At 48.1% G+C, this 12440-nt stretch carries 11 protein-coding genes; 9 read left to right on the top strand and 2 right to left on the bottom strand.

Annotated elements, in window-relative coordinates; genetic code table 11:
* Positions 1 to 201: 201 nt before the first annotated feature.
* On the top strand, positions 202 to 1398 hold the full coding sequence (locus tag BMW94_RS20655) for a cytochrome P450 (RefSeq protein WP_091000817.1): 1197 nt from the start codon (positions 202 to 204) through the stop codon (positions 1396 to 1398).
* Between the two features lie 119 nt (positions 1399 to 1517).
* Here BMW94_RS20655 and BMW94_RS20650 read toward each other — a convergent pair whose 3' ends face one another.
* Complete coding sequence (locus tag BMW94_RS20650) at positions 1518 to 2729, bottom strand: MFS transporter (protein WP_091000816.1); 1212 nt, start codon at positions 2727 to 2729, stop codon at positions 1518 to 1520.
* A 204-nt stretch (positions 2730 to 2933) separates the two neighbouring features.
* Here BMW94_RS20650 and hemE point away from each other — a divergent pair, with 204 nt between their 5' ends.
* The 6 genes from hemE to BMW94_RS20620 all read left to right on the top strand — a co-directional run bounded on the left by hemE (position 2934) and on the right by BMW94_RS20620 (position 9477).
* The gene (hemE, locus tag BMW94_RS20645) at positions 2934 to 3998 is read left to right on the top strand and encodes a uroporphyrinogen decarboxylase (protein WP_063564891.1); all 1065 of its coding nucleotides are present in this window, start codon (positions 2934 to 2936) and stop codon (positions 3996 to 3998) included.
* A complete protein-coding gene (hemH, locus tag BMW94_RS20640; RefSeq protein ID WP_091000815.1) occupies positions 3991 to 4941 on the top strand; it encodes a ferrochelatase in 951 nt (316 codons plus the stop codon). The genes hemE and hemH overlap by 8 nt, the downstream gene beginning before the upstream one ends.
* A complete protein-coding gene (hemY, locus tag BMW94_RS20635; protein WP_091000814.1) occupies positions 4941 to 6365 on the top strand; it encodes a protoporphyrinogen oxidase in 1425 nt (474 codons plus the stop codon). The genes hemH and hemY overlap by 1 nt, the downstream gene beginning before the upstream one ends.
* Before the next feature lie 183 nt (positions 6366 to 6548).
* Positions 6549 to 7958, top strand: a complete 1410-nt coding sequence (locus BMW94_RS20630) for a CapA family protein (RefSeq protein WP_091000813.1) — start codon at positions 6549 to 6551, stop codon at positions 7956 to 7958.
* A 27-nt stretch (positions 7959 to 7985) separates the two neighbouring features.
* A complete protein-coding gene (locus BMW94_RS20625; protein WP_091000812.1) occupies positions 7986 to 8738 on the top strand; it encodes a glycerophosphodiester phosphodiesterase in 753 nt (250 codons plus the stop codon).
* 103 nt (positions 8739 to 8841) lie between these two features.
* Positions 8842 to 9477, top strand: coding sequence for a fumarylacetoacetate hydrolase family protein (locus BMW94_RS20620; protein ID WP_091000811.1), 636 nt, complete (start codon positions 8842 to 8844; stop codon positions 9475 to 9477).
* Between the two features lie 117 nt (positions 9478 to 9594).
* On the opposite strand, the gene BMW94_RS20615 is transcribed toward BMW94_RS20620, so the two are convergent.
* Entirely contained in the window at positions 9595 to 10002 is a 408-nt protein-coding gene (locus BMW94_RS20615; protein ID WP_091000810.1) for a hypothetical protein, read from the bottom strand.
* Between the two features lie 357 nt (positions 10003 to 10359).
* Here BMW94_RS20615 and BMW94_RS20610 point away from each other — a divergent pair, with 357 nt between their 5' ends.
* Both BMW94_RS20610 and BMW94_RS20605 read left to right on the top strand, forming a co-directional pair.
* The gene (locus tag BMW94_RS20610; protein WP_091000809.1) at positions 10360 to 10917 is read left to right on the top strand and encodes a MarR family winged helix-turn-helix transcriptional regulator; all 558 of its coding nucleotides are present in this window, start codon (positions 10360 to 10362) and stop codon (positions 10915 to 10917) included.
* Positions 10918 to 10964: 47 nt separating this feature from the next.
* Entirely contained in the window at positions 10965 to 12404 is a 1440-nt protein-coding gene (locus BMW94_RS20605) for an aryl-sulfate sulfotransferase (protein WP_091000808.1), read from the top strand.
* The last annotated feature ends 36 nt before the right edge of the window (positions 12405 to 12440 follow it).

The raw sequence follows: 12440 nt of genomic DNA, 5'->3' as shown, positions 1-12440 counted from the left end.
AGGATCGTCCATAGCAGAAGTGTTCTTATCCAAGACGAATAGCTGGGGTATTAATTAGCAAGTCTTGACGATTTTTGTAATACGTTCTAGGAAATGAGGCTCAATTATTGCCAAATATTTGTATGCCAGCAGCGTTGAGTCTATAATATATGGTGATTTCGATATGTAAATAAATATATATTAATGATTGGAGGAGAAACGATGAACCGAGCACCCAGAAAGTATGCCAATTACATTCCGATCCGAGAGCTGGAAGGGGTGGAGCAGCAATTATTTCCCTTCCAGGTGTATGCTGAATTTCGTGACAATACTCCAGTCCGCTATGACAACCATCGAGAATGCTGGGATGTTTTCCGTTATGAAGATGTGCAATATGTGTTGAAAAATCCTAAACTGTTCTCTTCTGAACGTGATCGCGCGAACGCCAGCATGCTTACTACCGATCCACCGAAGCACAAACAACTGCGGGATCTGGTTAATCAGGCGTTCACACCTAGAGCGATCGAAGCGTTAGCTCCGCGTATTCAGGAAATCGCTGATGAGTTATTGACGCCGCATGTTCCAGAAGGTCGTATGCGTCTTATCGATGATCTTGCTACTCCACTTCCGGTTATCGTGATTGCCGAATTGATTGGAGTCCCTTCCACAGATCGCCAGAAGTTCAAAGACTGGTCTGATGCACTCGTGAAGGGTGCGCGAGATGACAGTGATGAAGCTTTCCAGGAATTGATGGAAGAAAAGAAACGGAACCAGCAGGAGCTGGCGAGCTACTTCACGGCCATAATGGAAGAAAGACGTCAGCGACCAGAGGATGATCTGATCTCTTTGCTGCTTGCTGCGGAGATTGAAGGGGAGAAGCTGACCGCAGAGGAAGTGGTCGGATTTTGCATCTTGTTACTTGCTGCGGGCAATGAAACCACAACGAATCTGATTACCAATGCTGTTCGTATTCTGTCAGAGCAGCCTGAGCTTCAGCAGCAGCTGCGAGAGCACCCTGAACTTATCCCGACTGCGGTAGAAGAAACGTTGCGTTATTATCCGCCAATTGTGGCTATTGGGCGTATTGCCAAAGAAAACGTAGAATTGAACGGACAAACGATTCAGGCAGGGGAACAGGTGATATCCTGGGTAGGATCGGCCAACCGGGATAGCGCTCAATTCGATCAAGCAGAGAAGTTTGTGCCTGACCGCAAGCCGAACAGACATATGGGTTTTGGATTTGGTATTCATTTCTGTCTCGGTGCGCCGCTTGCACGACTGGAGGCGAGGGTTGTACTTCAGACGATGCTTCGGCAAATGGAAGACATTCAGCTTGTGCCGGAAACGGTTCTGCAGCCGATTCAAAGTGCTTTTGTATTTGGCGTTAAAGAATACCCGATTCAATTCACAAGCATCTGACCAATGACTAATTGAATAAATAAGGTTTGAGCAAATGAATGCCAAAAGCCGCTTTCATGCCTAATAGTAGGCGCTGAAAGCGGCTTTTTATAAGAACAAATATGATGTGAATCCAAGCGTCAGGATTCTCTGATCAGAGGGGGCTTTTTGTACAGCTTGAGTCTTACCCACACCATGTTGAGCAGCAGCAGCCCACCAGAGACGATGAACAGTCCTTCGATGCCAATGAACCCGGCCATAAAGCCGCCGATTACGGCTCCAAGCATGTTACCCAATGCGAGTGTGCTCGTGTTAAAGCTGAACGCCCGGCTAATCATGCTATCTGGCGTATAGGAGCGAATGAGCGCGTTGACACTTGGAAGCAGGCCACCCATGAACACACCCATCATGAAACGGACGAGGATGAGCTGCCATACCGTCTGCACGAAAGCTTGAGGTATAAGCATGAGCCCTGTTCCTATAAGAGAGAACGTAAGTACCTTGTGTGAACCTACCCTGTCACTGAGTTTCCCGAGAATCGGGGACATGGCCATGTTGGATAGTCCCGTGACTGCGCCGACAAGCCCTGCCCAGAAGGCGACGTTGACATCCGAACCTTGTAACTTCTGTACATACAGCGGCAAGAGTGACATCGGGCTAATCATGGCAAATTGCAATAGGAATGTTACAGCGAATAGCGCAGGTAACTGGGGAGACTTGTTCAATTCCTTCAGACCGGACAATACGGATTGTTCCGGCAGTTTGGCCGCTTCCTTGCGGTCAAACTTCTCTCTGACCAGGAACATGGCGAGCATGGAAGCCGCAAAGATCAGTCCGCCAGTAATATAGAAGATAGGGCGGAAGCCCACTGCATCAGCAAGCAAACCGCCGATCAGCGGACCTAGAATCGTACCGGCCACTTGGCCGGATTGGCTGATGCCCATGGCAAAACCCATGCGATCCTTCGGCGTTGTACCCGAGATCAATGCAACTGCTGCCGGGTTGAAGCCGGAGATCGTACCGTTGAGCAGTCGTAATAAAAGGAGCTGCCACGGGTTCTGTGCAAAACCCATCAAGGCAATAACAATCGCCATCCCGAAGCCGGAACGCAGCAACATAATTTTCCGTCCGTACTTGTCAGACAATTTGCCCCACAAGGGCTGGAACAAAAATGAGGTGAGGAAGTTGGCAGCAAATATAAATCCCGCCCATATGCCAATCTCATGCTCACCAACCACGCCAAGATCCTTGGCGAGATAAAGGGACAAAAACGGGGTAATCATGGTCATGCCCGAGTTGACCAGAAATTGTCCAAACCAAAGCACAATGAGGTTTACTTTCCACGTTTTCAAAGTGCTTTCACTTCCTTTCAGATCGTTTCTGCAACGTTTCAAAAAAAAACGATTTTTTCATTATAACATAATTTTCATATGGATGAGGGGATGTAAGGAATGTCATAGTATTGTCATCGGAACAGATCGACACGTGGTTGTTACCGCTCTTTAAAAAGGGCATAATGTTATTTATGAGTCCAAAAACTATTGGAGGCTTCTTACATGAGCTATAATGATCGTCTGATTCAGGCCAGCTTCAAACAGCAGGTAGACCGTGTTCCCGTGTGGTACATGCGTCAGGCTGGGCGTTATGATCCCGAATATCGCAAGATTAAAGAAAAGTATTCTTTGCTCGAAATTTGCCGTCAACCTGAGCTAGCAGCTGAAGTTACACTCATGCCGGTACGTAAACTCGGTGTGGATGCGGCTATTTTGTATTCCGATATTATGAATCCGGTTGCTTCCCTCGGTATAGATTTTGATATTGTTAAAAATATTGGACCTGTTATAGACAATCCAATCCGCACGGCGGCAGATGTGGATCGTTTGCGTCCTATTGATGTGGAAGGAGATCTGTCTCATATTCTGGAGACGATTCGCATTCTGGACAAGGAACTGGATGTACCCTTGATTACATTTGCCGGTGCACCGTTTACTATTGCCAGCTATTTGATTGAAGGCCGACCTTCCAAAGGGTACATACGGACCAAAACGATGATGTACAGTGAACCTGAAGTGTGGCATAAATTGATGCAAAAACTGGGCGATATGGTGATTACATATGTCCGTGCACACATTGCGAACGGCGGTAAAGCATTCCAACTGTTTGACAGCTGGGTGGGCGCACTTTCGCCAAACGACTTTAGAACGTATGTGTTGCCGACGATTACTCGTATCTTTACCGAATTATCGGATTTGAATGTACCTAAAATTTATTTCCCTGGTGTGGCTTCTGGTGAATTGCTGCCAACCCTGCATGATCTGCAAGCTGATGTGATTGGGCTGGACTGGAGAGTATCGATCTCCGAGGGACGTAAACGACTGGGCGGAAAATTTGCTGTGCAAGGTAACCTGGACCCTTATGTGCTGACTGCACCGATGGATCTGATCAAGCAGCATGCCAAATTGATTATTGACGAAGGTATCAAGGAGCCGGGGTATATTTTCAATCTGGGGCACGGACTATTTCCTGAAGCATCTTTGGATAAATTAAGAGAACTCACGGCGTATATTCATGAATATTCCGCTGAAGCATTGAAGACTGGGGTGACGGTTACTAATGACTAATACAGTAGGTGTACTGGTGATGTCGTATGGCACACCTGAGAATATGGAAAGTATTGAAGCGTATTACACACATATCCGGAGAGGACGTGCGCCTGAACCGGAACAATTGAAGGAACTGACCGACCGTTATGAAGCGATCGTTGGGGGCGTGTTCCCACTTCGAGAAAACACGGATAATCAGGTGAAGGCCCTCCAGGAGACGTTAAACAAGGATGACCGTTCCAATGAGGTTGACTTCCGTTGTTATCAAGGGTTGAAGCATGCGTATCCGTTCATTGAGGATGGCGTGGAACAGATGGCGAAGGATGGAATTCAGACTGCAATAGGCATCGTACTGGCACCTCATTTCTCCACGATGAGTGTAGGAAGCTACATCAAGCGCGCTCGTGAGAAAGCGGAAGAATTAGGCATTCAGATGTCCTTTATTGAGAGTTACCACCTGCATCCCAAATTGATTCAGGCTCTCTCCACACGTGTTAGCGCCAAATTGGATGCTTTCGAAGAAGCGGGAGCCAAACGCGGCGATGTACGAGTGCTGTTCAGTGCACACAGTCTGCCTGCGCGAATTGTAGATATCGGTGATCCATATCCGCAGCAACTGCTGGAGACTTCGGAAGTTATTGCTTCCCGTTTAGGAATTACCAACTGGCAGTTCACGTGGCAAAGTGCGGGGCGAACGGCAGAGCCGTGGCTGGGCCCTGATATTCTGGACACACTTCAGGAGCTTGCTCGTGAACAGGTTGAGGATGTGCTTGTAGCCCCAATTGGATTCGTATCGGATCATCTGGAAGTGCTGTATGATCTTGATATTGAAGCCAAAGCGATTGCCAAAGAGATCGACATGCGCCTCATGCGTATCGATTCTCTCAATAGTGACCCGCTTTACATGGAAACGTTAAGTGACGTCATTATTAGCCAATGGCAGCAAGGAACGGAAGAGTAATGGAAGACCATAAACGTCGTGTCGTTGTTGTCGGCGGAGGTCTGACCGGCCTAAGCGCGGCATTTTATATCCGGAAGCATTACCGGGGAGCAGGAGTTGAACCTGTCATTACCTTGGTTGAGAAAAGTTCTTCCATGGGTGGCATGATTGAGACGCTGCACCGGGATGGGTTCGTTATTGAGAAGGGGCCGGATTCTTTCCTTGCCCGCAAAACGGCGATGATTGATTTGGCTAAAGAGCTGGAAATGGACCATGAACTGGTCAGTCAAAATCCGGAATCGAAAAAAACGTACATCATGCAGCGTGGCAAGTTGCATCCCATGCCGGCAGGACTCGTTCTCGGTATTCCGACGGAGTTAAGACCGTTTCTGAGAAGTGGTCTTGTATCTCCGGCAGGCAAGCTGCGGGCATTAATGGATTTTGTCATCCCTCCCCGCCGTACAACGGAGGATGAATCGCTCGGTTATATGATTGAACGCCGTCTTGGAGCGGAAGTGCTGGAAAACCTCACTGAGCCACTGCTTGCGGGCATCTATGCAGGTGATATGCGGCGATTGAGTCTTCAGGCAACCTTTCCGCAATTCGGTGAAGTGGAACGGGATTACGGTAGTTTGATCCGGGGAATGATGACTGGCCGCAAACCGGCAGAGACTCATACGGGAACGAAGAAAAGTGCTTTTCTGAACTTTCGTCAGGGTTTGCAGAGCCTGGTTCATGCGCTTGTACATGAGTTGCAGGACGTGGATCAACGGCTGAACACTTCCGTGCAATCCCTGGAGGTTCAGACTGGAGATTCAGCCAGATATAGCATTCAACTGGATAACGGAGAGCGCCTTGAAGCAGATGATGTAGTCATTACCGTGCCTACGTATGTTGCATCTGAACTGCTGCAACCGCACGTGGATACAGCGGCTCTGGATGCGATTAACTATGTATCTGTCGCGAATGTGGTGCTGGCTTTTGAGAAAAAGGATATCGAACATGTATTTGATGGGTCTGGTTTCCTCGTTCCGCGTAAGGAAGGCCGCAATATTACAGCATGTACTTGGACATCAACCAAGTGGCTGCACACCAGCCCGGATGACAAAGTACTGCTTCGTTGCTACGTTGGCCGTTCCGGAGATGAACAGAATGTGGAACTCCCGGATGATGCACTAACAGATCTGGTACTCAAGGACTTGCGTGAAACAATGGGCGTTGAGGCCGTTCCGATCTTCTCGGAAATTACTCGGCTCCGCAAATCCATGCCACAGTATCCGGTAGGTCATCTGCAGCAGATTGCAGCACTGCGCGAACAACTTGGCAGCAAATTGCCGGGGGTATACATTGCCGGCGCTGGTTATGAAGGGGTAGGCTTGCCTGACTGTATCAAACAGGCGAAGGAAATGTCAGTTCAAGCTACGCAATTGATTGCTGCAAAGTAATTAACGTATTTGGCTGTCTCAAACGTAGATTTTTTCTACAGGGAGACGGCCTTTTTTGCACCATAAAGCGAAAAGGGGAGAGGTCTGAACTCTTTCAATATTTGCAGTTCCAAGGAATGATGGAAATCCAGAATATGCCTGATATAATATGATAAGGATTGCTGTGAAGAAGAGGAGCTGCCTATGTATCCCCCAAGATCAAAACGAAGTGTACAAAAGAAAAAAGTGAAACGTGCCCGAAAACGCCGGATTTGGATCATTAATCTGGTATTGATTGCTGCAATTGGACTCGTCGGCATCTATTACGCAGTAGGCATGCGGGAGCAGCAAATAGACCCGGCGGTGACAGAAACGGCTGTGAATCAGGAACCTGTGAATGAAAAAAGCCCTCAGGGCGGTGATCAGGTGAATTCACCTGACACGGATTCGGAGGCAAGTAATACCCCGGATGAAGAATCGGAGGATTCTGCTGAACAGGTAACTGAGAATCCAGGCGCTACGTCGGGTGAGAAAAAGCCTGATGCTACAGGCTCCGAGGCAAATGGAAAGACGGATACAGGAACGAAAAAACCGACGGATACTCCCGCTTCTTCCGGCTCAAAGGGAAGCGAAGGTGCCGGAACTGGGGCGACACAGCCATCTCATTCGGCGAAGGATGTAACCATTAACTTTGTTGGGGATATTCAGTTTTCCGGCAAAGTGGCTGAATTGTTGGAGAAGAACGGTTATGACTATCCCTTTGCAAAGCTTGGCAACTTGTTCAAGGAAGATGATTTGACCATTGGAAACCTTGAGACTCCCGTAACCCTTGGTGGAACTGGTGCAGCAGACAAAACCTATGTATACAAGTCTTCGCCAAAGGCGCTCGAAGCAATGGCTTCAGCAGGATTTGATGCCGTGAATCTGGCCAACAATCATATTCTCGATCAAGGTGTAGAAGGCTTGGTCGATACGTTAACTTACCTTGAGCAATATGGTATTGCGCACACAGGGGCGGGTATGAACAGGGATGAGGCCTATGCACCTGCATATCTGGAACGCAAAGGCATGAAGATTGCACTGCTTGGATTCAGCCGGGTTGTACCTGAAACAAGCTGGAAAGCGGAAGGGAATCGGGCTGGTGTTGCCGAAGCTTACGATTCTACTGGAGCGGTAAAAGCCATTCAGAAAGCCCGTGAAAAGGCAGATCTGGTTATCGTTGTTGCCCATTGGGGAGAGGAACGGGTCAGCACTCCAAATAATGATCAGACTCGTCTGTCTCATGAATTTGTAGATGCCGGAGCCGATCTGGTCATAGGTGGGCATCCCCATGTCTTGCAAGGGGTAGAGTACTACAAAGGCAAATGGATTGCATATAGTACAGGCAACTTTATTTTCTCGAAATCAACGACAGAGGAAACGTGGAAAACAGCGGTTTTTCAGGCGAGCTGTAGTAAGGATGCCAAATGCAGCATGAAGGTTATTCCTTACGAGGCAGGGTTGGGTCAGGCCATTCCGATGGTGGATGAAGCTAACAAGCTGCTGCTGGAGCAGATGACACAGCTCTCGCCAGGCATTCGCTTTGATGCGAATGGGTTCGCTTCGCCAAGTTGAGATGCATTTTGTTGAGGAGGGGATGAAATGAACAACCTTTGTGTAGCGCACCGTGGATTTTCGTCCATTGCACCAGAAAATACGATGGCTGCATTTCTGCTTGCCATGGAGCAGCCGGAAGTTCAGTGGATGGAGCTGGATGTACAGTTGTCGCGTGATGGTGTGCCGGTCGTTATTCATGATTTTACTTTTGATCGGACTACGAATGGAAAAGGATTTGTTCGAGAAAAGGACTGGGCAGATATACAGCAGCTGGATGCAGGATCATGGAAAGGAAAAGCCTATAAAGGGGAACGTGTTCCTGCGCTTAGCGAAGTGCTGGACCGGACCTGTGGCAAAGTGCGATTGAATATCGAACTGAAAACGCAAGGCAACATGTATCCCGGTCTGCCAGCAGCGGTCATTCATGAGGTGAGGAAGAGACATATGCAGCATGATGTGGTCATCACTTCGTTTGAACCTTCGGCTCTGGTTGAAGTGAAGAAACTGGCCCCGGAGTTCAAAACGGGATTGATTATTGATGCACGTCCAGGGGATCTGGCAGCAGTGCTGCGGCAGATGAATTGCAGTTTTCTTTCCATCGGATACACCAATGTGGACAAATCGCTGATGCGTGAGATGCGTATCGAAGGCATTCAGGTAATGGCCTGGACAGTGGATGACAAAATCATCATGAAGCGGCTTGCGGCGATTGATCCGGAGCTGATGTTATGTACAAACCGGCCTGATGTGTGGGAACAGGCTTTTCAGGAAACGAGCAGCCGATTTTTCAGGCCGTAAACTCCAATTTTTGAATAGCGAAAATATGATATGTACTTATATAATAAAAAGATAAACATGCTCCATATACGCTAATGAATCCGATAAAGGTGGTCGTAAACCCATGCTGACAAACATTCGCAATGTATACTGTGTAGGACGAAATTATAAACTTCATGCAGAAGAATTGGGTAACGCGGTTCCGGATGAACCGATGATCTTTATGAAGCCTTCCCATGCGGTTGTGCCCTTGAATGGTGAAACGCTGCAATTACCTGCGACAAAGGGCGAAGTTCATTATGAGGCTGAACTAGTCATCCAAATCGGGCGGGATTATGAGCCGGGTATGGCTGTGGATGAGTTGGTTGACGCGTATGCGTTTGGCATTGACTTTACATTACGTGACGTACAGACGGTTATTAAGAAAAAAGGCCATCCGTGGACGGCAGCCAAAGGGTTCAAAAACTCCGCTCCGGTTACTGCATTCCAGCCATTTCCGGGGGCTCAGGCTCTTCTTGAGAAAGACTTTACACTCACCAAGAACGGTGCCGAGGTCCAACGGGGCAATATCCGTAACATGATCTTCAACCTGCAGGACATTGTGGATTATGTAGGTCATCATTACGGCCTGGGGGCTGGAGATGTTATCTTTACGGGCACACCAGAAGGGGTTGGACCAACGGCAGCAGGAGATGTGCTTGAACTGGCCTGGGACGGCGAATCCTTGGGCAAATGCACGATTGCAGCAGCAGTTGAGTAAGTATCATAGATAATAAATCAGCTTACTTAGAGTGAATATGAAACAGATAAAGGGGCGTTAGACGCTCCTTTTTGGCGTGCCCTCATTCTCTGCCATAACACATGAGAGACTTTTCATTTACGCGAAGCTGTAGGCTGTATTGGCACTCTCCGTGACCAACTCCTCCACTTCACTGCTTTGTACTGCGTGTTGCTCCGCGCTAATGCTTCCACTTGCGAGTCGTTGATCTAATTGCTCCTTGAGCTGCCTTATTTGCAATGCGACAACCTCGTTGAAATCACCATCATGTTCATCTGCAATCATCCTCAGCGATTTACCCGCGTAAAGATCCTGAACCAAGTCGTCTTCCGACTGTTGATTCAGAGCACTCAGCAACTCATCTCCGCTCTCGTCTTTGGTATCGATGCTAACGATGGACCATTTCGTCAAAGGTATAGGGGATATTGCTGATCTGCCCCAGGCTGTTCCTGCGAAGGACATGGTAACAATCATGGTTCCGACAACGATTACGCGCTTCATATTCATATATGTCATCCTCATTTCTATAGTTAAGTACGAACTGAATCGTAGCTGGTTTGATGTAACGCTCTGAGGATAGTGTAACCGGGAAAGCTGAACTGAAACTTAAAATCAGATAAGTAATCTAAATATGGGGGACATCGAGCTACGAAAAATATATTTAAATCCACACTTGACAGGTTGGGTTAGTGGGTTATATGATGAACTCAATTATTTTAACACTAATTAAATGAACAGTGAAATAATATGAACTGATGCGAGCTGATTGGACCACCAAAGGCTCCCGGGACTACTCCACTATGGAATGTCTACGGGAGCCTTTTTGCGTATTTGCTGCTGTTTCAGTTAGACAGGGAGGATGAAATGAGCAATAGGGACTGGGAAGCATTGGAAAAGACAGATTGGTTGTTTCGTAAAATGGTCAGACGATTCGTGAAGGAACGAGATCGCATATCGGTAGAGGGGGTCAGTTTACCGGGCATGCTTATTCTGCACAAAATCATTCGTGAAGGGGAGCAGCGATTGGGGGATTTGGCTGAACAACTGGACTTCACTTCAGGTGCCATTACAGCTTTAACAGACAAGTTGGAGAAAAAGGGGCTTACGATCCGCAGGCGAAAGGAAGATGACCGCCGGACGGTTTTGCTCGACATTACTGCCAGTGGGCGGGAGATGTTTGCACGGAACAGCAATATCGGTGCCCGATGTATCACGCTTCTGTTTGAGGGCTTTACGACGGAGGAACTGGAGCAGCAAAGCCAATTTTATGAGCGGGTGATAGCGAATCTGGAGGGGTTCTCGGATACGCTGCTGGAATTGGCAGAGAACAACGGGAGACAGGAACACGATCCGTCCACCAAAAGTAACCCTGAACAGAAGCAGAGGGAGAATACCGGAAAGAGCAATTATCTCAGTTATTAACGTTTGATCAGATAATGAAAACAAACCATCCAAGGGAGAGATGATCAATGGGGCATTCAACAATTTATCCAACCGGGGCAACCGTATATAACCCTGATAAGGCTTGGGGCGGTTATACCGTCTATCAGGCAGGCGAGGAAGGGGTTGTACTGATTGATATGAATGGTAAGGAGGTTCACCTGTGGAAGGGGCTGCTAGGCTTTCCGGCTAAAGTTTTTCCAGGCGGCTTTGTATTGGGCAGCACGGGGCGAAGAGATCCGAAGTTCGGTATCCAGGACAACGTTGATTTGGTTCAGGTGGATTGGGATGGCAATATCGTATGGAAATACAACAGCTACGAACACATTGAAGATCCAGGATATGAACCGCTGTGGTACGCTCGTCAGCACCATGATTTTCAGCGCGAAGGCAATCCGGTCGGCTATTACGCCCCTGGGCTCGCACCCAAGACCCAGAGCGGGAAGACACTGATTCTTGCGCATAAAAATGTGAATAACCCGTCCATTTCGGATAAACCTCTGCTTGATGATGCGATTATAGAAGTCGATTGGGAAGGAAATGTATTATGGGAATGGCTGCCGAACGAGCACTTTGAGGAACTTGGATTCGATGAGGCCGCCCGTAATGTTCTTTTCCGTGACCCGAACACACGCTCATTTGGACATCTCGGTGGTGGGGTGGGGGATTGGCTACATATTAATTCAGCTTCTTATGTTGGTCCAAACCATTTCTATGGAAATGGAGACGAGCGGTTCCATCCCGACAATATTATCTGGGATGCCAGAGAAGCAAATATTATCGCAATAACCGACAGACAGAGTGGAAAGATCGTATGGAGACTAGGGCCGGATTACTCTTCGCCTGAAGTAAAGCATATTGGCACCATTATTGGACAGCACCATGCACATATCATCCCTAAAGGTTTGCCTGGAGAGGGGAATCTGCTGGTATTCGACAATGGCGGCTGGGCCGGTTATGGCCTGCCCAATCCGGCTTCTCCATACGGCTTGAAACATGCCGTTCGCGATCATTCACGCGTACTGGAGATCAATCCGGTGACCCTGGAGATCGTTTGGCAATATACATCCGCAGAAGCCGGATTTTCCGTTCCGACAGATTCCTATAAATTTTATAGTCCGTATATCAGCTCCGCTCAGCGCTTGCCTAATGGAAACACGCTAATTACGGAAGGTTCCAATGGAAGACTGTTCGAGGTTACATCCGAGTATGAGCTAGTGTGGGAATATGTATCCCCTTATAAGGATGGACGGAACACCAATATGGTCTATCGCTCGTATCGCGTGCCTTATCACTGGGTACCACAGCTGGAGAAGCCGCAGGAGGTTGCTATTGAAGCCATTGATGTTTCCGACTACAGAGTACCGGGAGCTGCGCCCAAAGGTTCTGCATCCGTTGTAAGTGTTGAGATAACACTGCCGTTTGTTGAAGGTGCAGCCTGTGTGGCAACGTCAGATGAAGGCAAATGAAGTGGCGCAGAGCGACGAACAATGATTAGAACGAAT

Source organism: Paenibacillus sp. OK003 (assembly GCF_900109515.1).
In the GTDB taxonomy this organism is placed as follows: domain Bacteria; phylum Bacillota; class Bacilli; order Paenibacillales; family Paenibacillaceae; genus Paenibacillus; species Paenibacillus marchantiae.
The sequence above is the reverse complement of the archived record's forward strand: the minus strand, read 5'-3'. Positions and strand labels throughout refer to the sequence as shown.